The organism is Micromonospora sp. NPDC048935 (genome assembly GCF_043197875.1).
Taxonomy (GTDB): Bacteria; Actinomycetota; Actinomycetes; order Mycobacteriales; family Micromonosporaceae; genus Micromonospora.
In genome coordinates, this window is record NZ_JBICTZ010000015.1 from 12,039 (window position 1) to 38,672 (window position 26,634).

Sequence of the window (26,634 nt, forward strand, 5' to 3'; positions counted from 1 at the left end):
CGGTCATCCCGTTCTGTTCGGGAGTCAGCGACACCCCCGGACGGTGTCCTTGTCGCATGAGGACGAACCTGTTTGCGCTGCTGCCCACCCTCGAATGGCCACCCGTGGCCGTGATGGTGCTGATGGCGATCCGCCTGCTGGCCGAAATCGTCGCCGCGACAGGGGCATCGCGCTGCGCGCAGGAACGGCTACGCTTCGGCAGCTGTCAGTGGCGAAGGAGGCTGAGGCCGCAGATGCGACGACCACGCGAGCTTTCCGGCGGCAAGTGGCCCTACGGCACGTTCCTACAACGCCTCGCGCCGCCGGTTCGCATGACGCTGCTGGGGCTGGGCGTTCGTCGTGAGGTTCCCGCCGGGCAGATCGTGATCCACGAAGGCATACGGGAATCCCACCTGGTACTCCTCGAAGAGGGCCTGACCAAAGTCACCGCCACGCTGCCGGATGGCCGGTCGGCCCTGCTGTCGCTCCGGGTCGGCGGCGACCTCGTGGGCGAAATGTCCGCGCTGAACAACGCTCCCCGCTCCGCGACCGTCACGACCTGCGGGCCCGCACGGTACAGCGTGATCCAACCGGACCGGTTCAAGCGGTTCCTGAAGGAACACCCCGACGCCGCCCTCGAACTCGCCGCGATGGTGTCCGACCGACTGCGCTGGTCGAATCGACGGCGGATCGACTTCACCTCGTACCCGGTGAAACTGCGTGTCGCCCGAGTGATCGCGGAACTGTGCCGGACCCACGGTCGACAAGGGCGCGACGGCATCATCATCGACGTCCGACTCACGCAGCCCGACCTGGCCACCATCTGCGGCGCCTCCGAGACCTCCATCCAGAAGGCGCTGCGGGAGCTACGGACAGACGGATTCGTCGACACCGACTACCGCCGGATCACCGTCCGCGATCTGGCAGGTCTGCGCAAGCTCGGCGACCTGGAATCCAGCGAAGACTGACGGGCCCCCTCCTGCCGTCCGCAGGAGGGGGCCCATCGGCTCCGTTACGCGCCGCGCAGGGTCGCGCCGAGGCGTTCCGCCGCTACCGCGACCGCCGCGTCCCGGGCCGCCACCGCCTCCTCGACGGTCAGCGTCCGGTCCGGCGCACGGAAGGTCAGCTTGTACGCCAGCGACCGGCGACCGTCGCCGAGCTGCGCGCCGGAGTACACGTCGAACAGCCGCACGTCCTCCAGCAGCGGACCGGCGCCCGCCTCCAGTGCCCGGCGCACCTGCTCCGCCGGCACCGACTCGTCCACCACCAGGGCCACGTCGATGAGTGCCGGCGGGAAGCCGGACACCGTCGGCGCGGGCGTCACCGGGGTCGCCGGCAGCGCGTCCAGGTCCAACTCCATCGCGCAGGTGCGCCGGGGCAGCTCCAGCGCCGCGACCACCACCGGGTGCAGCTCACCGGCGTGCCCGACGACCGCGCCGTCGACTCGCAGCTCGGCGCAGCGGCCGGGGTGCCACGGCGCGTACTCGGCCGCCCGCACCTCCACCCGCTCGTCGGGGATCCCGGCGGCGGCCAGCACGTCACGCGCCGCCTCGATCGCGTCCGCCCAGCCGGCCGGGCGACCCGCGCCCCACCAGCCGGCCGGGTCGAGGTCGCCGGCGAGCACCACGGCGACGTGAACCGGCTGCGCCGGCACGACCGCGTCGGCGGCGGCGAACTCCGCGTCGGTCGGACGTCGGTCCACGCCCATCGCCGGCGGGCTGCCGGCGCCGAGGCGCGGGTGGAAGACCGCCCCGATCTCGTAGAGGGCCAGGTCGCGGTGACCCCGGCCGAGGTTGCGCTTGAGGGTGCCGAGCAGCGGGCCGAGCAGCGTGGTACGCAGCAGCGGCTCCTCCTCGGACAGCGGGTTGGCCAGCCGCACCGCCGGCCTGCGCAGGTCGTCGGCGGGCAGGCCGAGCTGGTCGGCCAGCTCCGGCGACACGAACGGGTGCGCCAGCACCTCCACGTACCCTCGCTCGGCCAGCGACCCCGCGACCGCCCGACGCCGACGCTGCCGCGGGGTCAACCCGCGGCCGGGGGGTGCGGTCGGCAGCACCGCCGGCACCCTGTCGTACCCGTCGAGGCGAACCACCTCCTCGACCAGGTCGGCCGGGTCGGTCAGGTCGGGCCGCCAGGTCGGCGGGGTGACGCTGAGCGTCACCCCGACGCCGCTGGCCACGCCGACCGCGCCCGGGTCCTCGGACAACCGGTCCGCGCCCTGCGCGACGGTGCAGCCGACCCGTTCCAGCAGGGCGACCACCCGCGCCGGCGGGTACTCGACGCCGACCCGCCGGGTCGGCAGGTCCGCTGGAAGACTGATCGGGGTACGCGGCCGGACGTGGTCGATGTCCAGGACCTCCGCGCTCGGCGTGCCCCCGCCGTGCTCGGTGAGCAGCCGCACGGCCCGCTCCAACGCGACGAGCGCCACGGCCGGGTCGACGCCCCGCTCCCAGCGCTTCGCGGCCTCGCTGAACAGCTTGTGCCGGCGGGCCGTCCGCCCGACCATCGCCGGGTCCCAGTGGGCGGCCTCGAACAGCACGTTGGTGGTCTTTCCGGTGTCGACCTCGCTGGTCTCGCCGCCCATCACCGCGGCGAGGGAGATCGGACCAGTGTCGTCGCAGATCACCATGTCATCGGCGGTGAGCACCCGGTTGACCCCGTCGAGGGTGGTCAGCTTCTCCCCCGCCTCGGCGCGACGGACCACCAGCGGCCCGGCGATCCGGTCGGCGTCGAAGGCGTGCATCGGCTGGCCCAGCTCCAGCATCACGTAGTTGGTGATGTCGACCGGCAGCGAGATGCTGCGGATGCCGGCGGTGACGAGCCGCTGGGACATCCAGGACGGGGTGGGCGCGCTCGGGTCGACGCCGCGGACCAGGCGGGCCGCGTACCGGTCGCAGCCGACCGGGTCGCGGACCTCCACCGGGTACGCCGGCGTCGCCGTGCCGGCCGGCGCGGGCACCAGAGCCGGGTCGCGCAGCGGCACGTCGAACGCGTGCGACAGCTCCCGGGCCAGGCCGCGCAGGCTCAACGCGTACCCCCGGTCGGGGGTGATCTCCAGATCGAGCACGACGTCGTCGAGGCCGACCACCGGGCGCGCGTCGTCGCCCGGCTTGGCCGTCACGTCCGCGCCCAGCACGATGATGCCGGAGTGGTCGTCGCCCAGGCCCAACTCCTTCGCGGAGCAGATCATGCCGGCCGAGTTGTGCCCGTACGTCTTGCGGGCGCCGATGGCGAAGCCGCCGGGCAGCACGCCGCCGGGCAGGATCACCACCACCCGGTCGCCCACGGCGAAGTTACGGGCACCGCAGACGATCTCCTGCGGCTCGCCGGTGCCGTTGGCGGCACCCACGTCGACCCGGCAGAACCGGATCGGCTTCTTGAAGCCGGTGAGCTCCTCGATCTCGCGGACCTCACCGACGACGAGCTGGCCGGTGACGGTCTCGGCCAGGTCCACCACGGACTCGACCTCGATGCCGAGGTCGACCAGGGCCTGCTCCAGGTCACCGGTGGGCAGGTCGGCGGGGATATCGACGTACTCCCGCAGCCAACTGACAGAAACTCGCATGACGTCAGACCACCGTTCCCGTGTCTCGTACCCGCATCGCCTACGCCCCGGTCCCGAGCGCCCGACTGAACCGCACGTCGCCCTCGAAGAGATGGCGGATGTCGCTGACCCCGTGCCGGACCATCAGGGTCCGGTCGATGCCCATGCCGAAGGCGAACCCGGAGTAGACCTCCGGGTCGACGCCGCAGGCGCGCAGCACCCGTGGGTTGACCATCCCGCAGCCGCCCCACTCGACCCACTGCGGGCCGTCGCGGTGCTCCGGGAACCACACGTCGAACTCCGCCGACGGCTCGGTGAACGGGAAGTAGTGCGGCCGCCACCGGGTCTTCGCCTCCGGGCCGAACATCGCCCGGGCGAAGTGGTCGAGCGTGCCCCGCAGGTGCGCCATCGTGATGCCCTTGTCGACCACCAGGCCCTCGGCCTGGTGGAACACCGGGCTGTGGGTGGCGTCGATCTCGTCGGTGCGGTAGACGCGACCGGGCACGATCACGTAGATGGGCGGCTTGCGGCTGAGCATGGTGCGGGTCTGCACCGTCGACGTGTGCGTGCGCAGCACCAGGCCGGAGCCCTCCGGTGCGATGTGGAAGGTGTCCATCAACCCCCGCGCCGGGTGGTCGGCGGGGATGTTCAACGCGTCGAAGTTGACCCACTCCAGGTCGACCTCGGGCCCCTCGGCCACCTCGTAGCCCATCCCGACGAAGAGGTCACTTATCGACTCCATCAGGGTGCTCAACGGGTGCCGGGCCCCCCGCGGACGCCGGTCGTAGGGCAGGGTGACGTCCACCCGCTCCTCCACCAGCACCCGCTCGGCCTGCTCGCGTTCCACCACCTCGGCGCGCTCGGCGTAGGCGGACTCGATCGCCCGGCGGGCCTCGTTGACCCGCTTACCCGCGTCGGACTTCGCGGCCGGCGGCAACGCGCCGATCTCCCGGCGGGCGAGGGAGACCGGGGACCGGTCCCCCAGGTGCACCGAGCGCAGCGCGGTCAGCGCGTCCGGATCGGCGGCGGCCTCGAACGCCTTCGTGGCGTCCGCGACGGCCTCGGCCAGGGCGGCGGGGTCGAGCAGGGCGACCTGCTTCGGGTCGTACGGATCGTTGCGGTAGCTCATGGCGTACGGGCACTCCCTCACGGCGGCGCCAGCCCTCAGCGGGGCGGCTAAGCGAGTCTACGGACGCGCGGCTGTGCCGCAGCCCGCCGGTAGGAGTCCGTGCAGGGAGCAGGTCAGGCCCGCCGCCCGCCGACACCGGCGGGCTGGCTAAACGAACGCCGTTGCGCGTTCATGGACGGACGCTCTCCCCTGCTGTCAGTCGCGCCGGGCACGATCACCGTCAGCGCTGTGCTCTCGCTGAAGCGTACAGGCACACCGCCGCCGCGGCAGCCAGGTTAAGGCTCTCCGCGCGCCCGTACAGCGGCACCCGCACCCGGGCGTCGGCTGCGGCGGTCAACTCCTCGGGCAACCCGTGCGCCTCCGAGCCGAACAACCAGGCGGTGGGCCCGACGAGCCGACCGTAGTCGGTCAGGTCGTCCAGGTCGCTGTCGCCGTACCCCGTGGTGGCGAAGATCGACAGTCCGGCGGCGCGCAGCGCGTCGACCACCGTGACCGGGTCCGGCGCGCGGACGACGTCGACGTGGAAGAGGCTGCCGGCCGAGGCCCGCACACACTTGCCGTTGTACGGGTCGACGGCTTCGCCGGCGAAGACCACCGCACCCGCCCCGGCCGCGTCGGCGGTGCGCAACACGGTGCCGGCGTTGCCCGGGTCGCGGATCTCGGCGAGCACCGCCACCAGCCGGGGTGCGTTCGCGAGGGCCTGCTGGAGCGACACGTCGAGGTGCCGGCAGACCGCGACCAGCCCCTGCGGGGCGACGGTCTCGGCCAACGCGGCGAGGGCGTCGTCGGTCACCTCGGAGACGGGCACGTCGGCGTGGGCCGCCGCGGCGGCCAGGTCCGGGTGCCGGTCGAGCGCGGCGGGCGTACCGAACAACTCGGTGACCACCCCCGGCCGCGCCAGTGCCTCGCGGACCGCCTGTGGTCCCTCGGCCAGGAACCGGCTGGCGGCGTCGCGGTCGCGGCGGCGCTGCAACCGGCGGGCGGCGACAATCCTGGGGGTACGCGGGGTGAAGGCCATGGTGTGGGCTCCTCCGGCACGATCGAGGCGCCCCCCGGACGGCGGTGCCGACACGGGAGACGCCTCGCTCTGGTGCGTGGGGATCAGGCGGCCTGAGCCGCCGCGCCGCCGGTGCCCTCGGCCGTGACCGCGGCCCGGGCCAGCTCGACGATCGCCGCGAAGGACGCGGCGTCGTTGACGGCCATGTCGGCCAGGATCTTGCGGTCGACCTCGATGCCGGCCAGACGCAGGCCCTGGATCAGGCGGTTGTAGGTCATCCCGTTCGCCCGGGCGCCCGCGTTGATCCGCTGAATCCACAACTGCCGGAAGTCGCCCTTGCGGTCGCGACGGTCCCGGTAGGCGTACTGCATCGAGTGCAGCACCTGCTCCTTGGCCTTGCGGTACAGCCGGGAGCGCTGACCGCGGTAACCGCTCGCGGTCTCCAGCAGGGTACGACGCTTCTTCTGGGCGTTCACAGCCCGCTTGACGCGTGCCATCTCAACTCCTTAAAACGTAAAGGTGGCGCGCGTCAGCGGCCGAGCAGCTTCTTGATGCGCTTGACATCGGCCTTGGCCACCTCGACCGTGCCGGTCAACCGGCGGGTACGGGTGGAAGACTTACCTTCCAACAGGTGGCGCTTGCCGGCCTGCTCGGCCACGATCTTGCCACGGCCGGTCACCTTGACCCGCTTGCCCATACCCGTGTGGCTCTTCATCTTCGGCATGTGGAACGTCTTCTCCCCTGTTACTCGCCGCTGGTATCGGCGGCGAGGCCGGTGTTACCGGCTGCTGCGGTCTCGCCGACCGCCGCGGTCTCCTCGGCTGCCGGAGCGGCGGACTCGTCCGCCGCCCGGTCCCGAGGCCCACCGCGGGACGCCGTAGCGGCAACCGCGGAGGCCTTGACGGCCCGGTGCGGAGCGAGAACCATGATCATGTTTCGGCCGTCCTGCTTGGGAGCGGCCTCGACGTATCCCAGGTCCGTGATCTCGGATTCGAGCCGGCGCAGGAGCCGGTAACCCAGCTCCGGGCGACTCTGCTCGCGACCGCGGAACATGATCGTCACCTTGACCTTGTCGCCCGCCTTGAGGAACCGCACCACGTGACCCTTCTTGGTCTCGTAGTCGTGCGGGTCGATCTTCGGCCGAAGCTTCATTTCCTTGATGACGGTCTGCTGCTGGTTACGCCGCGCTTCGCGCGCCTTGAGTGCGCTCTCATACTTGAACTTGCCGAAGTCCATGAGCTTGCACACCGGCGGGCGCGCCATCGGCGCAACCTCGACCAGGTCCAGATCGACGTCCGCGGCCAGCTGAAGGGCGCGCTCCAGCGGGACGATGCCCACCTGCTCACCCTCGGGGCCGACCAGTCGGACCTCACGTGCCCGGATCTGCTCGTTCACGCGTGGTTCGACGCTGATGGGGCCTCCTCGAGTCGTTTCTGCTCAGGTGCCGACCCCCGCGGCTCCCAGGTGGGAACCGACCTGGAAAGCAGAAGGCCCCGGCGCATGCCAGGGCCCGCTCGACCGGTCAGCACGATCACAGGATCGCTCATCCGACGCCGGGACGTGCCCGGAACCGGTGACCGGACCCGGCCACCGTAGCGGCGACTCGGGTGGGAGCAGGCGCTCCGCTTTCAAGGCTGCCTGCTCGCATGCGGAGACAGCCTGGTCGACTCGATAACACTACACCCGCGCCCCGACCGCCCCCAAACCGGGCACACCCAACCCACGCAGGGCCTCCACACACGCCGCCCGCCCCCCGGTGGCCCGGGTCACCCCGCGGGCGGAGCGGCCCGGCGAGCCACTGCGAGCGGAGCGGCCCGGCGTGCGCGGTAGACCCGTCAGCGCGGTAGACCCGTCAGCGCGGTAGACCCGTCAGCGCGGCGGGCCCGGGGGCCCGGTCGGGCCCGGCGGGATCAAGATCCACGCAAATTCACCGAAAGTGCTGCCTCAGGGCGGGCTGAGGCAGCACTTTCGGTGATGTTGCGTGGATCTTGGAGCGTGGGGAGGGGCGGTGACCGCGTGGGGAGGGGCGGTGACGGCGTGGGGAGGGGCGGTGACCGCGTGGGCCGGCCGAAGAGGCGGGATGGTCGGGGTCAGTGACGCGCGGCGCGTTCGGCGAGGTGGGCCTGGTGAGCCTGGTGCAGTCGGCGCAGCGCGCGGACCCCGTCGACGGCAAACTCCTTGTCGGCGGCCTGCAGGGCGATCATCGGCAGCAGGTCGTCGTCGTGCAACTCCAGGCTGGCCCACGGCGCGCCCCGGTCGAAGCGGACGCCCCGGACGACCTCCCAGGGCAGCTCGTAGGAGCTGATGACGTTACGGACCCGGATGCCGCGCGCGTCCGCCTCCACCCGAGGACGGGTGAACAGCAGAAAGCCGAGAGCACCGAAGACGCCGAGACCGATCATGGCAATCTGGTCGCCGCGCTGGAAGCTGCCGTAACCGTCGCCGGTCGGGCCACTCAGCGACGTGGCGACCAGAGCGAACACCACCACCAGGGCAGCCGCTGCCGACCAGCAGACCACGCGGATGCGGCGGGGCTTCAGGCGGACCAGCTCGGTTTCACTCACCCCACCAGTCTGCCACCCACACCCACCCGTCAAACGCACCACCCGCCGAGCCACCACCCCGAGCCCCGGGCACCGGGCACCGGACGCCGAGCCCCGGGCACCGGGCACCGGGCACCCACCGCATGATCGTGCTCGAACCAGGATGTAGTGGTCTCGGTGGTGGTGGAGGCCACTACATCCTGGTTCGAGCGTGATCTTGCCTCTCCTGGAACGGCCGCGACGCGCGCCCACGCGTCAAACCCACACGAACCCGACAAACCCATTCGAGGTCAGTGAAAACGGGGGTGTCCCTGGCGGCCGGACACCCCCGTTTTCACGAAACCGAGTTGATCAAGCGGGATACGGTCAGAGGCGGCAGGCGTGGATGTTGGTGACGAGGATGGCGCGGGCGCCCAGCTCGTACAGCTCGTCCATGATGCGGTGGACGTCGTCGCGGAGCACCATCGCCTGCACCGCCACCCACCCCTCGCGGTGCAGCGGGGACACGGTGGGCGACTCGATGCCGGGGGTGAGCCCGCTGGCCCGTTCCAGCAGACCGGCCGGCACGTCGTAGGCGAGCATCACGTAACGACGGGCGACCAGCACACCGTGCAGGCGGCGCAGCAGCTGCTCGGACTGCGGGTGCGGCGGGGCGTCGGTACGGCGGACCAGCACCGCCGACGAGCGCAGCAGCGGCTCGCCGAACACCACGAGGCCCGCCTGGCGCAGGGTGGCGCCGGTCTCCACCACGTCCGCGATCACGTCGGCGACGCCGAGGCGTACGGCGTTCTCCACCGCGCCGTCGAGGCGGATCACGTCGGCCTTGACGCCCGCCTCGCCGAGGTGCCGCTCGACCAGCCCCGGGTACGCGGTGGCGATCCGGTGCCCGCCCAGCTCCTGCACGGAGGCGATGTCGCCGGGGCGGGCGGCGAAGCGGAAGGTGGCCTGACCGAAGACGAGGTCGACCACCTCCTCGGCCGGCGCGGCCGAGTCGATCAGCAGGTCCCGGCCGGTGATCCCGAGGTCGAGGTCACCGGAGCCGACGTAGGTGGCGATGTCCTTGGGGCGCAGGTAGAAGAATTCGACGTCGTTGGCCTCGTCGCGGCAGACGAGGTCCTTGGGGTCGGTGCGTTGGCGGTAGCCCGCCTCGCGCAGCATCTGGGCGGCAGGTTCGGCCAGGGTGCCCTTGTTGGGGATGGCGACACGCAGCATGACGGAGTGCTCCTTCGATCCGGATGGCGATCAACGGGTGGGGATGCACTCACAGATGTCGGTAGACGTCCTTGAGGTCGAGACCACTGGCGAGCATGAGCACCTGGACCTGGTAGAGCAGTTGGGAGATCTCCTCGGCGGTGCGCTCCGGCCCCTCGTGCTCGGCGGCCATCCACGACTCGGCCGCCTCCTCGACGACCTTCTTGCCGATGAAGTGCACGCCCTTTTCCAGGGCGGCGACGGTGCCCGAGCCCGGGGTGCCGGCGGCGGCCTTGGCCTGCAGCTCGGCGAACAACTCCTCGAACGTCTTCACGGGAGACGATTCTTCCAGCCGCCGCGGCGACGCCCCGCGTCCGGGTCGGCCGAAATCCAGCAAGCGGACAATTCCCTATCAACATGGTGGGACAAGCCCCCAAGCAGACCCGTCGATACCTCTACGCTGTCGGCCATGGCCAGCAGCTCACGTCTCCTCGCGCTCACCCTCGCCGGTGCGGTCGTCACCGCCGTCGCTGGGTGCGCGCCACAGGAGGAGAAACCCAACCCCACCGTCACCGCCGCGCCGTCCTGCGCCAAGGACAGCCTGCCCACGCGTACGCCGGGCAAGCTCACCATCGCCACCGACCAGCCCGCGTACGAGCCGTGGTTCGCCAAGGACAAGCCGGACAGCGGCGAGGGCTTCGAATCCGCCGTCGCGTACGCGGTGGCCGAGAAGCTGGGCTACGCCCGCGCCGACGTCACGTGGACCCGGGTCAAGTTCGACACCGCGATCGCACCGGGGCCGAAGAACTTCGACTTCGACATCAACCAGTTCTCCATCACCGAGGAGCGCAAGCGGGCTGTCGACTTCTCCGCACCGTACTACCTGGTCCGGCAGACCGTGATCGCGTTGAAGTCCTCGAAGATCGCCGGCCGGAAGTCGTTGGCGGAGCTGCGCGACGCCAAGCTCGGCGCCCAGGTCGGCACCACCAGCTATCAGGCGATCACGGACGTCATCACGCCGGCCGCGAAGCCGCAGGTCTACAACAGCAACGACGACGCCAAGAAGGCCCTGCAGAACGGGCAGATCGACGGTCTGGTGGTGGACCTGCCGACCGCCTTCTACATCACCGGCGCGGAGATCACCGACGCGACGATCGTCGGGCAGGTGCCGCAGGTCGGCTCACCGGAGGCATTCGGGCTGCTGCTGGACAAGAACTCGCCGTTGACCTCCTGCGTCACCGGCGCGGTCGGCCAGCTCACCGAGGCGGGCACGCTGAAGCAGTTGGAGCAGAAGTGGCTCGCGCAGGTGGCGGGGGCGGCCGAGCTGCGGTGACACTGCTCGAACACGTCCCGTCCGAGGCGCAGCGGCGGCGGTCCGCGTACCGGAGTCGGCAGACCGTCTACAGCGTGCTGGTCGCGGCCTGTTCCACGGCGGCTCTCGGCACTCTGCTCGTCGTCGCGGTGACCGGTGCTCCCGGCTGGGAGCGGGTCCGGCGGTCGTTCCTGGACCCGGCGATCGCCTCCGACGCGTTGCCGGCGGTGCTGAGCGGGCTCTGGCTCAACGTACGGCTGCTGGTCTGCTGCGCGGTCGGCGCGCTGCTGCTCGGGCTGGTGATCGCGGTGCTGCGGACGCTGCGCGGCCCGGTCTTCTTCCCGGTCCGGGCGCTGGCCGCCGGCTACACCTACACCTTCCGCGGCCTGCCGCTGATCATCGTGCTGTACCTGCTCACCCTCGGCGTGCCGGGCCTGCGGTTGCAGGGCATGCCGCCGGTGCTGGCGCTGGGTGGGATCGCGTTGGTCCTCACCTACGGCGGTTACCTCGCCGAGGTGTTCCGGGCCGGCATCGAGTCGGTGCACCCCAGCCAGCTCGCGGCGGCCCGCTCGTTGGGCCTGACCTACCGGCAGACGATGCGGCACGTGGTCCTGCCGCAGGCCGTGCGCCGGGTGGCGCCACCGCTGCTCAACGACGTGGTGGCGTTGCAGAAGGACGTCGGGCTGGTCTCCCTCGCGGGGCCGATCGACGCGGTCCGCGCCGCGCAGATCGCCACCGCCCAGACCTTCAACTACACGCCGTACGTCGTGGCGGGGGTGCTCTTCGTGCTGCTCGCGATCCCGCTGATCGCGGTCACCGACTGGGTGACGCTGCGCGCGGCACGCCGACAGTCGGGAGGCTGACCATGGCTCTGCTGCGTTGCCGGGGCCTGCGTAAGGAGTTCGGGGGCACCGTCGTGCTCGACCAACTCGACCTGACGGTCGCCGAGCACCAGGTGGTGGCCCTGATCGGCGCGTCCGGGTCGGGCAAGTCGACGCTGCTGCGCTGCGTGAACCTGCTGGACGACCTCGACGACGGCACCATCGAGTTGGACGGGGAAGACATCTCCGACCCCCGGGTGGACCCGGACCGGGTCCGGCGGCGGATCGGCATGGTGTTCCAGGCGTACAACCTCTTTCCGCACCTGAGCGTCCTGGACAACATCACCCTGGCGCCGCGCCGCGTACACGGGCGGGGTCGGGCGGAGGCGGAGGCCCAGGCCCGGGAGTTGCTCGACCGGGTGGGGCTCGGTGCCCGCGCGGACGCCTACCCGGACCGGCTCTCCGGTGGGCAGCAGCAGCGGGTGGCGATCGTCCGGGCGCTGGCCAACTCACCTCGACTGATGCTGCTCGACGAGGTCACGTCCGCGCTGGACCCGGAACTCGTCGGTGAGGTGCTGGCCATGATCCGGGACCTGAAGGCCGACGGCATGACCATGGTGCTGGCCACCCACGAGATGGGCTTCGCCCGGGAGGTCGCCGACCAGGTGTGCTTCCTGGACGCCGGGCGGGTCGTCGAGAGCGGCCCACCGGAGCAGGTGCTCGGCGAGCCGACCCAGCCCCGGACCCGGCAGTTCCTGCACCGGATCATCGAGGCCGGCCGGCTCTGAACACCCGCCCGCAGAGCCGGCCAGGGCGGCAGCCGCCGAAGCCGCCAGCCGGCCAGGGCGGCAGCCGCAGAAGCCGCCAAGCACCAGCCGGCCGAGGCGGCTGAGGCGTCAGCCGCCGAAGCCGACCCGCTGGGCGTTGCCGGCCGCCACCGCTCGCACGGCCAGCGCGGCGTCCAGCGCGGCGACGGTGGCCGCCCAGCCCTTGTCCTCGGCCGAGCCGGGCAGACCGGCCCGGTCGCGGGCCTGCTCGATGGTCTCCACCGTCAGCACCCCGTGTGCCACCGGCTTGCCCTCGTCCAGCGCCACCCGGGTCAGCCCGTCGGTGACCGAGCGGCACACGTAGTCGAAGTGGGCGGTCGAGCCGCGCACCACCACGCCGAGAGCGACCACCACGTCACAGCGGCGCGCCAGAGCCTGGGCCACCACCGGCAGCTCGACCGAGCCGGCGACCCGGGCCACGACGGAACGGGCGCCGCACGCCTCGGCGGCGGCCACCGCCCGCTCCAGCATGTGGTCGGTCAGGTCACCGTGCCACCGGGCGGCGACGACCCCGACGGTCAGCCCCGCGGCGTCCACCGCGTCGACTCCCGGCTCCCCGAAACCCGCCATCGTCATGCTCCGATCTCGTCGTTGGCGACCGGGCGCCCCAGCGGCGCCTCGGACACCTCGTCCAACTCGTCCAGCAGGTGACCCATCCGGTCCCGCTTGGTGCGCAGGTAGCGCAGGTTCTCCGGGTGCGCGCCGGCCGGCAGCCCCTCCCGGCCGGTGATGGTCAACCCGTACCCCTCCAGCCCGGCCCGCTTGGCCGGGTTGTTGGTCAACAGTCGCATCGAGCGCACGCCCAGGTCGTAGAGGATCTGGGCGCCGGTGCCGTAGTCGCGGGCGTCGGCCGGCAGCCCCAGGTCCAGGTTGGCGTCGACGGTGTCGCGGCCGGCGTCCTGCAACTGGTACGCCTGCAACTTGTGCAGCAGCCCGATGCCGCGCCCCTCGTGGCCGCGGACGTAGAGGACCACGCCCCGGCCCTCGCGGGCGACCCGGGCCAGCGCGGCGTCCAACTGCGGCCCGCAGTCGCAGCGCAGCGAGCCGAACACGTCCCCGGTCAGGCACTCCGAGTGCACCCGGACCAGCACGTCCTGGCCGTCGCCGAGGTCACCCAGCACCATGGCGACGTGCTCGGCCGGGTCGTGCGCGGCGCGGTAGCCAAGCGCCCGGAACACCCCGTGCCGGGTGGGCATCCGGGCGTCCGCGACCAGCTCGACCTGCTTCTCGGTACGCCGCCGGTAGGCGATCAGGTCGGCGATGGTGATCAGCATGAGGCCGTGCTCGGCGGAGAACTTCTCCAGGTCCGGCAGCCGCATCATGGTGCCGTCGTCGTTGACCAGCTCGCAGAGCACACCCGCCGGGCGCAGCCCGGCCAGCCGGGTCAGGTCGATCCCCGCCTCGGTGTGCCCGGGCCGCCGCAACACCCCGCCCTCGCGGGCACGCAACGGCACCACGTGCCCGGGTCGGGCCAGGTCGGTCGGGTCGGTCGCCGCGCCGGCGAGCAGCCGGCTGGTGTGCGCGCGGTCGGCCGCCGAGATGCCGGTGCCGATCCCCTCCCGAGCGTCCACGGTCACCGTGTACGCGGTGCCGCGCCGATCCTGGTTGGTGTGGTGCATCGGCGGCAGGTCGAGCCGATCGGCCTCGCTCTCGGTCACCGCCACGCAGACGTACCCGGAGGTGTAGCGCACCATGAACGCCATCAGCTCCGGCGTGGCCAGCTCGGCCGCGAAGATCAGGTCACCCTCGTTCTCCCGGTCCGCGTCGTCGACCACGACGACCGGCCGCCCGGCCGCGATCTCCGCGATAGCCTGCTCGATATCTCCGAAACTGGTCACGCCACGGCCTCCGTGTAGATGGGACGGACGGGGACCGGTCGGGTGGCGCGCGAGGTGCGCCACCAGGCGGCGAAGCCCCAGACGCAGATGGCGCCGTAGACCAGGTACATGGCCGCCGACGGATAGAAACCGCCGCGCAGCAACAGCGGCACGCCGACCGCGTCCACCGCGACCCAGAGCAGCCAGAACTCCACCCAGCCGCGGGCCATGCCGTAGGTGGCCAGCAGGCTGCCGGTGAGGATCCAGGCGTCGGGCAGCGGGCCCCACGAGCCCAGTGCCTTGAGCACCGGGTACGCGGCGGCGGTGCCGACCACGGCGGCCAGCAGCATGACCAGCCGCTCCCGCCCGGTGGCCCAGCGCGGGACGACCGCGGCCCGACCGGCGTCGGCGCGACGGTTGGACCGCCAGCGCCACCAGCCGTAGACGCTGACCGCGAAGAAGAACACCTGCCGGCCGGCCTGCCCGTACAGGTCGTGCTCCTGCGGGGTGGCGAACACCCCGCCGAGGAACACGGTGAGCAGCAGCGCGTTGCCGACCATCCCGACCGGCCAGGCCCAGACCAGCCGGCGCAGCCCGAGCAGCGCGGAGAACAGCCCGAACGCGTTGCCGACGATCTCCCGGGCCAGCACCGGCGAGCCGGCCACCTGCACCTGGGCGTCCAGCAGCCAACCGAGCGGGCCCATCAGGCCACCCCACCCGTGCTCGGGGCCACCCCGGTGCCGTCGGTGCCGGTGAGCCGGTCGCCGAGCAACCGCTCGACGTACTTGGCCACCACGTCGACCTCCAGGTTGACCGGGTCGCCGACGCCCTTGGCGCCGAGTGTGGTCAGCTTGAGCGTGGTCGGGATCAACCCGACGGCGAACTCGTCCGCACCCACCTCGGCCACGGTCAGCGAGACGCCGTCGATGGTGATCGAGCCCTTCTCCACCACGTACCGGGACAGCGCGGCGGGCAGCCGGAACCGGACGGTCTCCCACTGCTCCGCGGGCTCCCGGGAGATCAGCTCGCCGACGCCGTCGACGTGGCCCTGCACCAGGTGCCCGCCGAGCCGGCTGCCGAGGGCGGCGGCCCGCTCCAGGTTGACCGGGTCGCCGGGGCGCAGCGCGCCAAGCGCGGAGCGGCGCAGCGTCTCCCCCATCACGTCCGCGGTGAAGACGCCGTCGGTGGCGTCCACGACGGTCAGGCAGACGCCGTTGACCGCGATGGAGTCGCCGTGCCGGGCGTCGGATGTGACGAGCGGACCGCGTACGGCGACAAGGGCGGAATCGCCCGCGGTCGCCGTCACCCGGACGATCTCGCCCAACTCCTCGATAATGCCGGTGAACATGTCAGCCCTCCCTTTTGCGGGGCAAAGCGGTGATCCGGAGATCCGGACCGATCTGCGTAACGTCGACGAACTCCAGATCGATGGCCTCGGCGATGGTGCTCACTCCGGCGTCGACCAGGGCGGTCGGGCCGGCGCCGAGCAACCGGGGCGCGACGTAGGAGACGATCTTGTCGATCAGGCCGGCGGCCAGGAACGCCCCGGCCAGTCGCGGGCCGCCCTCCAGCAGCACCGCGCGGACCCCGCGCTGATGCAGCGCCGCGAGCAACGCCGACAGATCCACCCGGCCGTCCGGGTCGGCGCCGACCTCGTCGGCCGTCGCGATCCACGTCCGCGCGGCGCCGTCGCGGACCCGGGCGTCAGCCGGGGTACGCCCCGAGCTGTCCACGACCACCCGCAGTGGCTGCCGGATGGCCAGGCTGCCGTCGCGCAGGTTGCGGGCGGTCAGCCGAGGGTCGTCGGCGAGCACGGTGCCCACCCCGGCGAGTACCGCGTCGACAGTGCCGCGCAGCGCGTGCACGTCGATCCGGGCCGCCTCCGAGGTGATCCACATGCTGGTGCCGTCCGCCGCGGCGGAGCGCCCGTCGAGCGTGGCGGCGTACTTCCAGATCACGTACGGCCGGCCGCGGCGCATCGAGGTCAGCCAGGCGACGTTGCCGGCCTCGGCCTCCTCGCCGCGTACCCCCTCCTCGACCCGGACCCCGGCGGCGCGCAGGGTGGCGGCGCCGCCGGACGCGACCGGGTTGGGATCGGGCACGGCGATGACCACCCGGGCGACCCCGGCCTGGACGAGCGCGGAACTACAGGGGCCGGTGCGGCCGGTGTGGTCGCACGGTTCCAGAGTGACGACGGCGGTGCCGCCCTTGGCCCGTCGCCCGGCCTGCGCCAGGGCGACGATCTCGGCGTGCGGCCCGCCGGCGTACGCGTGGAAGCCCTCGCCCACGACCTGGCCGTCCTCGTCGAGCAGCACGCAGCCGACCACCGGGTTGGGACTGGTGGTGCCGAGCCCGCGTGCCGCCAACTCGATCGCACGCCGCATCGCCTCGTCGACGGAGACGCTGGCCATCGCCCTGCCCTGCCCTCTCACTCGCCGGTCCGCGCGCGGGCGGTCAGGGAGGCGGTGGCCATGGGGCCACGGGCAGGCGGTGGCGGATCCCGGGAACGGCGCGAGCCGCCCGCGGATTCCGGGAACGGCACAGCCGCCCCCGGAGGGTCGGCACGGCGCGCTGAAGCCAGCGGCCGGCTCGGACCCGTCCGTCCCGCGCGCTGTCTCCCATCCGGACTGTCTGGGGGCGGACGAACCGCTCCCAACCGTCGGCCCCGGATTTTCACCAGGTCCACCGGGCGGCGTGAGCCGTCCGGGTCGCGGGCTGACCACGGTTGGACCGTGGATCACCGCCGGTTCGGAATTTCACCGAGTCCCGCCAGCGCGTGGTGGGTACAGGGCAGTCTTACACGCCGACGGGGGTGCGTCGCCACCGTGGCGAGCTACTTCACAGCGTCGTCATGCTCACGTGACACCACGGCGCCGGTCCACGGCGACGTACGAGCCCGGTTGGCTCTTGGCCACCGTCTTCATCTCCGAGGCCACCGCGATCGCCTCCAGGGGGTCGGTGAACCGCTTGCCGGCGTCGGAGAGGGACACCCCGATGGAGAGCGTGACCAGGGCGGCGCGCCGGATGGTGCCGCGCCGGTCCTTCAGCTCGACGAAGCCGCGCTCACGGTCGGTCGCGTCGTAGAGCGTGTCGGCGGACTTCTCGAAGTCGACGACCGCGCGGGAGGTCAGGGGGCGGACCTGGTCCGGTGCGCAGACGATGACGAAGTCGTCACCGCCGACGTGGCCGAGGAAGGCCGGTGGCAGCCCCACCGCCACCACCGCCCGGTGCAGGCTGCGGGCCAGCGCGGAGATGAAGTCGTCACCGCGGACGAAACCGTAGCGGTCGTTGACGCTCTTGAACCGGTCGATGTCGATGTAGCCGACCGCGTAGTCCACGCCGTGGCGGACCCGGTCGCTGATCTCCCGCCGGATCCGGCTGTTGCCGGGCAGCCCGGTGAGCGGGGAGACCTCCCGGAACTCCTTGTTGCGGCGCAGCGTCGACGAGACCCGGGCCACCAACTCGGCGGTGTCGAACGGCTTGACCAGGTAGTCGTCGGCGCCGGCGCTGAGCCCGTGCACCTTGTCGACCGTCATCCCCTTGGCCGTCAGCATGATCACCGGCAGGGCGGAGGTCATCGGGTCCGCGCGCAGCCGCCGGGTCAGCTCCAGCCCGTCGATGCGGGGCATCATGAGATCGACCACCGCCAGGTCCGGTCGCTGCCGCTCGATGACCTCGAGGGCCTCCTGCCCGTCGCTGGCGTGGATGACCTCGAAGCCGTGCAGCCGCAGGTTGAACTCGACGAAACGGGCGATGTCCTCGTCGTCGTCGACGACGAGGATGACGTCCTTGTGATCGCCCTCGGGGTCCACCTCAGACCTCGCGAGCCGCGCGTTCCGCCAGTGCCCGCAGGTGCCGTACCGCCTCCGCCGGGTCGGCCGCGCCGTACACGGCGGTGCCGGCCACGAACGCGTCGGCGCCGGCGGCGGCCGCCTGCTCGATGGTGTCCGCGGCGATCCCGCCGTCCACCTCGATGCGCAGCTCCAGGTGCCCGGCCGAGACGTGCCGGCGGGCGGCACGCACCTTGTCCAGCAGTTGGGGAATGAACCGCTGCCCACCGAAACCGGCCTTGATCGTCATGATCAGCAGGGTGTCGAAGCTGGGCAGCAGGTCCAGGTACGGCTCGATCGGGGTGTCCCGGTCGATGGCCAGGCCAGCCTTCGCGCCGGCCGAGCGCAGGTCCTTGGCCAGCGCCACCGGGTCGTCGGACGCCTCCGCGTGGAAGGTGACGTTGTACGCCCCCGCGTCGGCGTAACCGGGGGCCCACCGGCGCGGATCCTCGATCATCAGGTGCACGTCGAACGGCATCGCGGTGACCGCACGCAGGCTCTGCACCACCGGCAGACCGATGGTCAGGTTCGGCACGAAATGGTTGTCCATCACGTCGACGTGCAACCAGTCCGCGGCGTCCTCGACGGCACGGACCTCTTCGGCGAGACGGGCGAAATCGGCGGCCAGGATGCTCGGCGCGACGATCGGCGGCGGTACGGTCACGGGGCCAGTGTACGAACGTGGCCACCCACCATCCGCATCGCGGCACCAACTCCGACGCGTTGTGATGCGACAGTGACCGGTGGTGCAGAATTGGTCGTTCCGGACTGCCGAATCCGGACGAACAGACACGAGTGGCTGGCCGATCGACGGAAACGCGACGACACTCCAAGCGGGACGGTGCCGAACGGGGCACGCCCGGCGGGGTCTCGCCGCGGGACGCGGTGACCGGCCGTCAGTTCCCGGAAGGGCGGACGATGCGACGGTGGCTCCCAGCGCTGGTGCTGGCCGGCGTCACGATGATGCTGCTGGCCGGCTGCGCGCCGGCACGGGGCGCGGACGGTGATCTCACCGACGACTGGCCGGCGCTGCGGGACCCGACGCCGTTCACCCCCGCCACCGACACCTGCCTGCCCCGGATCACCGCGGTCGTGCAGGCCAGCACCTACGAGACAGTGGACTGCGCGCGCAACCACCTGGCCGAGGCCATTCACGTCGGCGCCTTCGTCGGGCCCGACGCGCTGACCGAGACCCGACCGGAACCGGGGTCGTCGGCGCTGCGTACGGCCCGCGCCGAGTGCGACCAACGGGCCCGGGAGGTGCTCGGCGGCGACTGGCACACGGCCCGGCTCACGCTGTCCCTCGCGCTGCCATCGGCGCCGGCCTGGGCCGGGGGCGCACGGTGGTTCCGCTGCGACCTCAGCGAGACCGGCAGCATCGACAACACCCGCCCGGTGAACCGCACCGGCAGCCTGCGCGGCGCGTTGATCGGCGACAACCCGCTGACCCACGGGTGCTTCGACCCCAAGCTGATCGGCGACAACCTCAACTACATGGCACCGGTGCTGTGCAGCGAGCCGCACCGCGCCGAGTTCGTGGGCGTCTACCAGGAACAGGACACCGACTGGGCCACGTTCGCCCGCTCCGCCGCGCGGTCGCACCAGCGCTGCATGGCGTTGATCGCCGAGTACGCCGCCGTGCCGAACGACAAGGACCTACCGTACCGGGCCGGGTCCATCTACTACCCGCCGTCGCAACGGGAGTGGGAGGAGGGTGACCGTGGGGTGCGCTGCTTCCTGTGGAGTGACGACCGCAAACTCACCCGCTCGATCCGCGGCGCCGGCCCCGAGGGACTGCCCGCAAGCTAGCGTATGCTGCTGCGCCGTGGCGCTACCGACCGGCTGGGTTCGGCCGGAGGCCACAGTGGCGGGAGGTCGGGAATGCGACGGTGGTTGACGGCGTACGCCGGTGGTGCGGCCCTGGCCCTGGTGCTGGCCGGGTGCAGCGCACCCGCCGGAATCGACAGGGACCTCGTCGACGACTGGCCGGCGCCGGTCGCCGCGCAGCAGTTCGTGCCCGCCGCCGACGTCTGCCACCTGACCGCTCAGCAGGTCGGCTTCCTGACCGGCTACAACCCGACGGCGTGCACCGAGTCGCACCTGGCGGAGACCATGCACGTCGGCACGCTCACCGGGGCGAACGCCGAGCCGGCCACGCCCCCGCAGCCCGGCTCGGCCGGCATGCGGGCCGCACAGGCCGGGTGCGGGACGGTCGTCAACAAGGCGGTGGGCGCCGACTGGCGTTCCGGGCGGCTCGGCCTGACCGTCGTGCTGCCGTCACCGCAGGCCTGGGCGGGCGGGGCCCGGTGGTACCGCTGCGACGTCAGCGAGATCGCCAGCATCGACGACACCACCGTCGGCCTGCGCACCGGCAGTCTCCGTGGTGCGCTGTCGGGCGCGGCGCCGCTGGCGTACCGCTGCTTCAACCCCAAGCTGGTCAAGGACGACATCGACGAGATGCTGCCGGTCTCCTGCACGGCCAGGCACCACGCCGAGTTCGTCGGCGTCTGGCAGGCCCCGGAGATCAGCTACAGCGCGTTCACCCGCAGTGTGCAGAAGACCCACCGCGCCTGCCAGACGATGATCGCCAAGTACGCCAAGGTGCCGGACAACTCCCAGCTCGAGTTCCGCGCCGGCACGATCTTCTACCAGCCGTACGAGGAGGAGTGGCGCAACGGCAACCGCGGTGTGCAGTGCTTCCTCTGGATCTCCGACCGGAACCTGACCCGCTCGATGAAGAGCGCCGGCACCAAGGGGCTCCCGGTCACCTGAGCGCCCCGCGTCCGGCCGGTCGGGTGACCGGCCGGACGCGTCGAACAGATCAGCCTCGGCGCAGGACGGCGAGGAACATCGCGTCGGTGCCGTGGCGGTGCGGCCAGAGCTGCACCGTCGGCCCGTCGCCCAGACCGGGCATGCCGGCCGGCAGCAGCGGCCGAGCGTCCACGAAGTCCACCGCGACACCACTGCGGCGGGCCGCCTCGGTCACCGTCACGTGCGTCTCGACGGTGTGCGGCGAGCAGGTGACATAGGCGACCAGACCACCCGGGCGGACCGCCCGCAACGCCGCACCCAGCAACTCTCGTTGCAGCCGGGTCAGCGGCGGCAGGTCGGACGGCTGCCGGCGCCACCGCGACTCCGGCCGACGCCGCAGCGACCCCAGCCCGGTGCACGGGGCATCCACCAGCACCCGGTCGAAGTGCTGCTCCGGCAGCTTCGGGTCGGCGCCCACGTCACGGCCGTCCATCGCCAGCACGGCCACCGGCAGGTCACGGGTCGCCAGGGAGACCAGCCGGGCGCGGTGCTCGGCCACCTCCACCGCGGTCACCCGCGCACCACGCTGCGCGGCCAGCGCCCCGAGCAGGCCGGCCTTACCGCCCGGGCCGGCGCACAGGTCCAGCCAACGCCCGTCCGGGCCGTCCAGCGGCGCGTTGGTGAGTGCCGCGGCGACCAACTGGGAGCCCTCGTCCTGGACGTGGGCACGGCCGTCGACCACCGCCGGGATGTCGCCCGGCGCGCCGCCGGACAGATAGACGGCGTACGGGGAGAAGGCGCCGGGCGCCCCGCCGACCTGGTCGGCCAACTCGATCGGGTCGATCAGCCCCGGCCGTGCGCACAGGTGCACCGGCGGGCGCTCGTTGTCCTCGATCAGCAGGCGGGTGGTCTCACCCAGGTCGCCACCGAGCGCCTCGGAGAAGGCCCGCACGATCCACTGCGGGTGGCTGTACGCCAACGCCAGGTGCCCGACGGGATCGGTCTGCATCGGTGGGGCGAGCTTCGCCACCCAGGCGTCCGCGTCCCGGCTGGACACCTCGCGCAGCACCGCGTTGGCGAAGCCGGTTGCGCCCGGCGCGACCGAACGGACCAGGTCGACGGTCGACGACACCGCGGCGTGCGCCGGCACCCGGGTGTGCAGGAGTTGGTACGCCCCGAGCCGCAGCGCGTCGCGGACCGGGGGGTCGATCCGGGCCACGTCCCGGCCGGCCGCGTCGGTCAGGATCGCGTCCAACGTGCCCAGGTTGCGCAGGGTGCCGTAGGTCAGCTCGGTGGCGAAGGCCGCGTCCCGGCCGAACAGCCCCTCGTCGCGCAGGATGGTGGGCAGCACCAGGTTGGCGAACGCGTCGTCGCGGTGCACGGCGGCCACCGCCTCGTACGCCGCACGGCGCGGTCGATCCAGTGGCGGCCGGACCGGACGGCGGTCACCGCCACGACCGGACAGCGGGCCGGAACGTGTCGGACGCGTACCCTCCGGGGCCGTCACGCGAAGTCCTCGCCGGTGCCGACCCGGACGCCGCGCGCCCAGTCGGTCGCGCCCATGGCCCGCTTGCCGGCGGCACGCACCTCACCGAGGCGCACCGGCACCGTCGCCGTGCCCGCCAACACCCGCGACTTCTCCACGAACAACTCCCCCGGTTTCAACTCGGGGCCGTCGGGCACCGGCACCACCGGGCCGAGCTTCACCCGCTCGCCCCGGAACGTGGTCCACGCACCAGGCGCGGGCGTGCAGGCCCGGATCCGCCGGTCGACGGCGAAGGCCGGGTCACCCCAGCGCACCCGGGCGTCGTCCACGGTCAACTTCGGCGCCAGCGACACCCCGTCGGCGGGCTGCGGCTGCGCCCGGGCGGTGCCGTCGGCGATCGCGTCGAGCACCGCCACCAGCAGCCCGGCACCGGAGTCGGCGAGCCGTTCCAGCAGGTCACCGGAGGTGTCGGCGGCCCGGATCTCGTCGGTGAGGGTGCCGTACACCGGGCCGGTGTCCAGGCCCTCCTCCAACTGGAAGACGCTGGCCCCGGTCAACTCGTCACCGTGCAGGACGGCGTGCTGCACGGGCGCGGCACCACGCCACGCGGGCAGCAGCGAGAAGTGCAGGTTGATCCAGCCGTGCCGGGGGATCTCCAGGGCCGCCGGCGGCACCAACGCGCCGTAGGCGACCACCGGCACGCAGTCCGGTGCGAGCGCCCGCAGCCGGTCGAGGAACTCGGGGTCGCGGGGGCGGGCCGGCGTGAGCACCTCGACGCCCTGCGCGTCGGCCCACTCGCCGACCGGGGAACGGGACAGGCCACGCCCCCGCCCGGCGGGAGCGTCGGGCCGGGTGACCACGGCGAGCAGGTCGTGCCCGGAGGCGGCGACGGCGGCCAGGGCGGGAACGGCGACGGCCGGCGTACCGGCGAAGATCACTCGCATCGGGTCACCGACCCAGACCGAAGGGGTCGCTGATGTGCGGGCTCAGCTTGACCGTCGGTGGGGCCGCCGCGTCGTACCAGTCGGCCTGGCGGATCGCCTTCATGGCGTCCTTGCGCCCCTGGGCGTCGAGCCGGTCGAGGAAGAGCACCCCGTCGAGGTGGTCGGTCTCGTGCTGGACGCACCGCGCCATCAGACCGGTGCCGACGATCTGCATCGGGTCGCCGAACGAGCTGAAGCCCTTGGCGATGACATTCTGCCGGCGCTTGGTGTCGAAGTAGAGCCCGGGGATCGACAGGCAGCCCTCCGGGCCGTCCTGCTCCTCCTCGTCGGGAAACTCGAGCACGGGGTTGATCAGGTGCCCGAGCACGTCGTCGACGTCGAAGGTGAACACCCGCAGACTCACGCCGAGCTGCGGCGCGGCCAGGCCGGCGCCGTTCTGCTCACGCATCGTGTCGGTGAGGTCGGCGACGAGCCGACGCAGCTCGGCGTCGAAGTCGACCACCGGATCGGCCGGCGTGCGCAGCACCGGATCCCCAAAAAGACGGATGGGCTGGACGGTCACGCGGGAAGGCTCCTTCGACAGGTGGGACGGGCCGTGCCGTACCAGTCTACGGAGTGCCCGGCCGCGAGCTGGCCGGCGTACCTCGATCGGCCACCGCCGGTGTGCCAAGCGTCACCGGACGGCCTCCGGGCGGTGGTGACACCCGCCCGGCGGCGACGCGCCGCCGACGTCCGACCGGCACGACCCGTCGGCTCTCACCCCTCCGCCGCCCGGCTCAACAGGTCACGGACCCGCTCGACGTCGGGGTGGCCGAGGTCGTCGAGGATCCCCAGGGCCCTTCGCCAGGTCCGTACGGCGCCGGCCGTGTCCCCCGCCGCGTGCCGGGTCTCGCCGAGCCGGGACAGGGTGTCCGCCTCGTCGTAGCGGTCGCTGATCCGCCGGTACAACCCCAGCGCCCGCTGGTAGCAGCGAATCGCCTGGCGGTGGTCACCGAGCTGGGTGTGGATGAAGCCGAGGCTGTCCCAGGTGTTCGCCTCACCGTGCCGGTCCCCGGTCGGGCGCAGCAGCGCCAACGCCTGCCGGCAGTGCACCAGCGCGGGCCCGTACTGGCCGAGTTGGGCGTGTGCCCAGCCCACCGCGTTGCGGGCGCTGGCCTCGCCGGCCGCGTGGCCGGCGTCCCGGTACAGCGCGAGAGCCCGCTGACCGTGGTCCAGCGCCTCGGCGTACCGGCCGAGCCCGTCGAACATCGCGCCGAGCGCCCGGTGGGTCCGCGCCTGCCCGGTGTGGTCACCCAACGCCTCGAAGATCACCAGGGACTGGCGGTAGTTCTTCGCCGCCTCGTCCACCTGGCCCAGCCGGGAGAGCACCCGGGCCAGGTCGCGGTGGGCGTTCGCCTGCCCGAGTCGGTCGCCCGCCCGCCGTGCCCCGGCCAGGGCGGTCCGCTGGGCGACGCACAGATCCGTCCACCGCCCCCGGCGTTGCAGGAAATCCACGAGTGTCCAGGCCAACTGCCAGGCATGCCCGTCGAACCCGGCACGTGTGGCGTGGGTGACCGCCGCCAGCAGCACCGGGTACTCGACGGTGAACCAGGTGAGTGCCTGACCGTGGTTGGCGATCTCCTCGGGCAGCACACCCGGCGGGGCGGCGGCCAGGTCGACCGGGTCGCGGCCCGGTTGCAGCAACAGCGCCGCCGCGTGCGCGGTGTGCAGGTAGTGATCCAGCCCACGCCGGATCGCGGCCCGCCGGGCCTCCGGCGGCTCCAGACGTTCCGCCAGCTCCGCCGCGTACGCCCGGAGCAGGTCGTGCGCGCCGAACCGGCCGGGGGCGTGCTCGGTGACCAGGTGGGCGTGGGCCAGCTCCGCCAGCAGGCGAGGCACCTGCCCCCGGGGCAGCCCGGCCAGGCTGGCCGCCGCCGCCACCCCGATCTCCGGCCCCGGATGGCAGCCGAACAGCCGGAACAGGCGCGCCGCCGCGGGCGTCAGACTCCGGTACGACCAGGAGAAGACCGCCTGCACGTCGGTGCCGGTGTCACCGCCGTCGAACGAGTCCAGCGGGCGGGGCGCCTCGCGCAGCTCGTCGGCGAGAGCGGCCAGGGGGAAGGTGGGATTGCCCGCCCCTCTGGCGGCGAGCACGGCCAGCGCCAGCGGCAGGCGCGCACACCGCTCGATCATCTCGTCCACCGCCTGCGGTTCGGCCGCCAACCGGTCCCCGCCGAGCCGCCGGGCCAGCAGTTGCCATGCCTCGTCGGTGCTGAGCAGGCCGACGCCGATCGGCCGGGCGCCGTCGGCGGCGATCAGGCCGGCGAGCCGGTTGCGGCTGGTGACCAGGACCAGGCAGCTCGGGCTGCCGACCAGCAGGGGACGAACCTGGTCGATGTCGCGGGCGTTGTCGACCAGCACCAACATCCGGCGGCCGGCGAGCAGGCTGCGATAGAGGCCCACCTGCGCGGGCAGGTGGGTGGGGATCCGCTCCGGCGGCACCCCGAGGGCCTCGAGGAAGCCTCGTACCGCCTCGACGGCCGTCACCACCGCTCCGGAGGCGTCGAACCCGCGCAGGTCGACGTAGAGCTGCCCGTCCGGGAAACGGTCGGCTACCCGGTGCGCCCAGTGCACCGCCAGCGTCGTCTTGCCGACCCCGGCCGTGCCGGACAACGTCAGGACGGTGCCCGGCGCCATGCCACCGTCCCCGGACGCGCCGGAGTCGGCGCAGGCGGCATCGAGTTGGGCGAGTTGGGCGGTACGACCGACAAAGCCCGGCAGCGCCGGGGGCAGTTGCCGGGGCACCGGGAAGCGGGCCGAGGCAGCGGCGGGGCGTGGGCCGCCGGGCCTGGCGCGGACGGCCCCGGCGCTCGCCCGCCCGGTGGCCGTGTGGTCCCGGTTCGGGCGCCTCCGGCACTCCTCGATCCGGTCCCGTGCCGTGGCCAGCACTCCCTGCTCGGCGGGAGTTGCCCCGAGCAGCCGGATGAGGACGTCGAACCGCTCCGGCGGCGGCAGGATGTTGCCGGCGAAATACTCCCCGATGATCCCGCGCGACCAGCCGGTCTTCGCGGCCAACTGCCGGTACGTCAGCTGGGTCTCGCCCTGCTGCCGGGCCTCCCGGCGGCGCAACTGGCGCAGCAATCCGGCCAGCTCCGGCAATGTCTGCGCGTCGGTGCCGCCGCGAGCCACCTCGAACGCCCCGGGCGACTCCTGCACCGCCTGTCGAACGGGAGGTACCCGTTGGTCGGACATGCGGCTCCCACCCCCCGTGCACCCAGCCGCCCCGGATGCGCAGGGGCAGGCTAATTCCGCCCGCACGCCATTCGATAGCCGAGCGCCGATGTCTGACAGTTCCACGGTGGAGCGTGGCCCGTCCGGCGGTGTCCGGCGGTGTCCAGTGCCGTCCAGGATCCGCCTCGTGCCGCCGACGTCACATGCCACCGTCCTGGTGCGGGTTCGACCCGCTCCACTACCCCTGGGGGAAGAG

Annotated in this window: 26 protein-coding genes; 6 read left to right on the forward strand and 20 right to left on the reverse strand. The window is 72.5% G+C overall.

Features of this window, described 5'->3' with window-relative positions:
* Nucleotides 1-56: 56 nt before the first annotated feature.
* Nucleotides 57-947 carry a Crp/Fnr family transcriptional regulator gene (locus ACGFIW_RS30310; RefSeq protein WP_393322974.1) on the forward strand — a complete coding sequence of 297 codons (891 nt, stop codon included), beginning with the start codon at nucleotides 57-59 and terminating at the stop codon, nucleotides 945-947.
* A 44-nt stretch (nucleotides 948-991) separates the two neighbouring features.
* Here the strand turns inward: ACGFIW_RS30310 and pheT are convergent, their stop codons facing one another.
* From pheT to ACGFIW_RS30355, 9 genes are all read right to left on the reverse strand, one after another.
* The gene (gene pheT, locus ACGFIW_RS30315) at nucleotides 992-3,541 is read right to left on the reverse strand and encodes a phenylalanine--tRNA ligase subunit beta (RefSeq protein WP_393322976.1); all 2,550 of its coding nucleotides are present in this window, start codon (nucleotides 3,539-3,541) and stop codon (nucleotides 992-994) included.
* A gap of 40 nt (nucleotides 3,542-3,581) precedes the next feature.
* Complete coding sequence (pheS, locus tag ACGFIW_RS30320; RefSeq protein WP_030335722.1) at nucleotides 3,582-4,649, reverse strand: phenylalanine--tRNA ligase subunit alpha; 1,068 nt, start codon at nucleotides 4,647-4,649, stop codon at nucleotides 3,582-3,584.
* A gap of 220 nt (nucleotides 4,650-4,869) precedes the next feature.
* Complete coding sequence (locus ACGFIW_RS30325) at nucleotides 4,870-5,667, reverse strand: TrmH family RNA methyltransferase (protein WP_393322979.1); 798 nt, start codon at nucleotides 5,665-5,667, stop codon at nucleotides 4,870-4,872.
* Nucleotides 5,668-5,750: 83 nt separating this feature from the next.
* Complete coding sequence (gene rplT, locus ACGFIW_RS30330; protein ID WP_007458417.1) at nucleotides 5,751-6,143, reverse strand: 50S ribosomal protein L20; 393 nt, start codon at nucleotides 6,141-6,143, stop codon at nucleotides 5,751-5,753.
* 32 nt (nucleotides 6,144-6,175) lie between these two features.
* Nucleotides 6,176-6,370: a 50S ribosomal protein L35 gene (rpmI, locus tag ACGFIW_RS30335; RefSeq protein WP_110566082.1), complete on the reverse strand. Its 195-nt coding sequence runs from the start codon at nucleotides 6,368-6,370 to the stop codon at nucleotides 6,176-6,178.
* A 20-nt stretch (nucleotides 6,371-6,390) separates the two neighbouring features.
* Nucleotides 6,391-7,041, reverse strand: a complete 651-nt coding sequence (gene infC / locus ACGFIW_RS30340) for a translation initiation factor IF-3 (RefSeq protein WP_393322982.1) — start codon at nucleotides 7,039-7,041, stop codon at nucleotides 6,391-6,393.
* 695 nt (nucleotides 7,042-7,736) lie between these two features.
* Nucleotides 7,737-8,210 (reverse strand): PH domain-containing protein, encoded by a 474-nt coding sequence (locus ACGFIW_RS30345; protein ID WP_393322984.1) that lies wholly within the window; start codon nucleotides 8,208-8,210, stop codon nucleotides 7,737-7,739.
* Between the two features lie 345 nt (nucleotides 8,211-8,555).
* Nucleotides 8,556-9,401 carry an ATP phosphoribosyltransferase gene (gene hisG / locus ACGFIW_RS30350; protein WP_393322987.1) on the reverse strand — a complete coding sequence of 282 codons (846 nt, stop codon included), beginning with the start codon at nucleotides 9,399-9,401 and terminating at the stop codon, nucleotides 8,556-8,558.
* A gap of 49 nt (nucleotides 9,402-9,450) precedes the next feature.
* On the reverse strand, nucleotides 9,451-9,714 hold the full coding sequence (locus tag ACGFIW_RS30355; RefSeq protein WP_088947482.1) for a phosphoribosyl-ATP diphosphatase: 264 nt from the start codon (nucleotides 9,712-9,714) through the stop codon (nucleotides 9,451-9,453).
* Between the two features lie 135 nt (nucleotides 9,715-9,849).
* Here ACGFIW_RS30355 and ACGFIW_RS30360 point away from each other — a divergent pair, with 135 nt between their 5' ends.
* Genes ACGFIW_RS30360 through ACGFIW_RS30370 form a run of 3 tightly spaced genes read left to right on the forward strand, consistent with a single transcriptional unit; the run spans nucleotide 9,850 to nucleotide 12,301 of the window.
* A complete protein-coding gene (locus ACGFIW_RS30360; RefSeq protein ID WP_393322990.1) occupies nucleotides 9,850-10,713 on the forward strand; it encodes an ABC transporter substrate-binding protein in 864 nt (287 codons plus the stop codon).
* The gene (locus tag ACGFIW_RS30365) at nucleotides 10,710-11,555 is read left to right on the forward strand and encodes an amino acid ABC transporter permease (protein ID WP_393322993.1); all 846 of its coding nucleotides are present in this window, start codon (nucleotides 10,710-10,712) and stop codon (nucleotides 11,553-11,555) included. The genes ACGFIW_RS30360 and ACGFIW_RS30365 overlap by 4 nt, the downstream gene beginning before the upstream one ends.
* Nucleotides 11,556-11,557: 2 nt before the next feature.
* The gene (locus tag ACGFIW_RS30370) at nucleotides 11,558-12,301 is read left to right on the forward strand and encodes an amino acid ABC transporter ATP-binding protein (protein ID WP_393322996.1); all 744 of its coding nucleotides are present in this window, start codon (nucleotides 11,558-11,560) and stop codon (nucleotides 12,299-12,301) included.
* A gap of 108 nt (nucleotides 12,302-12,409) precedes the next feature.
* On the opposite strand, the gene ribH is transcribed toward ACGFIW_RS30370, so the two are convergent.
* The 7 genes from ribH to rpe all read right to left on the reverse strand — a co-directional run bounded on the left by ribH (nucleotide 12,410) and on the right by rpe (nucleotide 18,651).
* The gene (ribH, locus tag ACGFIW_RS30375; RefSeq protein ID WP_357069460.1) at nucleotides 12,410-12,910 is read right to left on the reverse strand and encodes a 6,7-dimethyl-8-ribityllumazine synthase; all 501 of its coding nucleotides are present in this window, start codon (nucleotides 12,908-12,910) and stop codon (nucleotides 12,410-12,412) included.
* 2 nt (nucleotides 12,911-12,912) lie between these two features.
* Nucleotides 12,913-14,178, reverse strand: coding sequence for a bifunctional 3,4-dihydroxy-2-butanone-4-phosphate synthase/GTP cyclohydrolase II (locus ACGFIW_RS30380; RefSeq protein ID WP_393322999.1), 1,266 nt, complete (start codon nucleotides 14,176-14,178; stop codon nucleotides 12,913-12,915).
* The gene (gene pnuC, locus ACGFIW_RS30385) at nucleotides 14,175-14,861 is read right to left on the reverse strand and encodes a nicotinamide riboside transporter PnuC (RefSeq protein ID WP_393323002.1); all 687 of its coding nucleotides are present in this window, start codon (nucleotides 14,859-14,861) and stop codon (nucleotides 14,175-14,177) included. The genes ACGFIW_RS30380 and pnuC overlap by 4 nt, the downstream gene beginning before the upstream one ends.
* Nucleotides 14,861-15,505 carry a riboflavin synthase gene (locus ACGFIW_RS30390; RefSeq protein ID WP_393323005.1) on the reverse strand — a complete coding sequence of 215 codons (645 nt, stop codon included), beginning with the start codon at nucleotides 15,503-15,505 and terminating at the stop codon, nucleotides 14,861-14,863. The genes pnuC and ACGFIW_RS30390 overlap by 1 nt, the downstream gene beginning before the upstream one ends.
* Before the next feature lies 1 nt (nucleotide 15,506).
* On the reverse strand, nucleotides 15,507-16,568 hold the full coding sequence (ribD, locus tag ACGFIW_RS30395; protein ID WP_393323007.1) for a bifunctional diaminohydroxyphosphoribosylaminopyrimidine deaminase/5-amino-6-(5-phosphoribosylamino)uracil reductase RibD: 1,062 nt from the start codon (nucleotides 16,566-16,568) through the stop codon (nucleotides 15,507-15,509).
* A 444-nt stretch (nucleotides 16,569-17,012) separates the two neighbouring features.
* Nucleotides 17,013-17,969, reverse strand: a complete 957-nt coding sequence (locus ACGFIW_RS30400) for a response regulator (protein ID WP_393323010.1) — start codon at nucleotides 17,967-17,969, stop codon at nucleotides 17,013-17,015.
* Nucleotide 17,970: 1 nt separating this feature from the next.
* Entirely contained in the window at nucleotides 17,971-18,651 is a 681-nt protein-coding gene (rpe, locus tag ACGFIW_RS30405; protein ID WP_357558359.1) for a ribulose-phosphate 3-epimerase, read from the reverse strand.
* 254 nt (nucleotides 18,652-18,905) lie between these two features.
* Here rpe and ACGFIW_RS30410 point away from each other — a divergent pair, with 254 nt between their 5' ends.
* Nucleotides 18,906-19,796: a septum formation family protein gene (locus ACGFIW_RS30410; RefSeq protein WP_393323014.1), complete on the forward strand. Its 891-nt coding sequence runs from the start codon at nucleotides 18,906-18,908 to the stop codon at nucleotides 19,794-19,796.
* Nucleotides 19,797-19,868: 72 nt separating this feature from the next.
* The gene (locus ACGFIW_RS30415) at nucleotides 19,869-20,759 is read left to right on the forward strand and encodes a septum formation family protein (protein ID WP_393323017.1); all 891 of its coding nucleotides are present in this window, start codon (nucleotides 19,869-19,871) and stop codon (nucleotides 20,757-20,759) included.
* 49 nt (nucleotides 20,760-20,808) lie between these two features.
* On the opposite strand, the gene ACGFIW_RS30420 is transcribed toward ACGFIW_RS30415, so the two are convergent.
* From ACGFIW_RS30420 to ACGFIW_RS30435, 4 genes are all read right to left on the reverse strand, one after another.
* Nucleotides 20,809-22,287 (reverse strand): RsmB/NOP family class I SAM-dependent RNA methyltransferase, encoded by a 1,479-nt coding sequence (locus tag ACGFIW_RS30420; RefSeq protein WP_393323309.1) that lies wholly within the window; start codon nucleotides 22,285-22,287, stop codon nucleotides 20,809-20,811.
* Complete coding sequence (fmt, locus tag ACGFIW_RS30425) at nucleotides 22,242-23,168, reverse strand: methionyl-tRNA formyltransferase (protein WP_393323020.1); 927 nt, start codon at nucleotides 23,166-23,168, stop codon at nucleotides 22,242-22,244. Before fmt ends, ACGFIW_RS30420 begins: the two co-directional genes overlap by 46 nt.
* A 4-nt stretch (nucleotides 23,169-23,172) precedes the next feature.
* Nucleotides 23,173-23,730: a peptide deformylase gene (def, locus tag ACGFIW_RS30430; RefSeq protein WP_393323023.1), complete on the reverse strand. Its 558-nt coding sequence runs from the start codon at nucleotides 23,728-23,730 to the stop codon at nucleotides 23,173-23,175.
* A 194-nt stretch (nucleotides 23,731-23,924) separates the two neighbouring features.
* On the reverse strand, nucleotides 23,925-26,399 hold the full coding sequence (locus tag ACGFIW_RS30435) for an ATP-binding protein (RefSeq protein WP_393323024.1): 2,475 nt from the start codon (nucleotides 26,397-26,399) through the stop codon (nucleotides 23,925-23,927).
* Nucleotides 26,400-26,634: the final 235 nt, after the last annotated feature.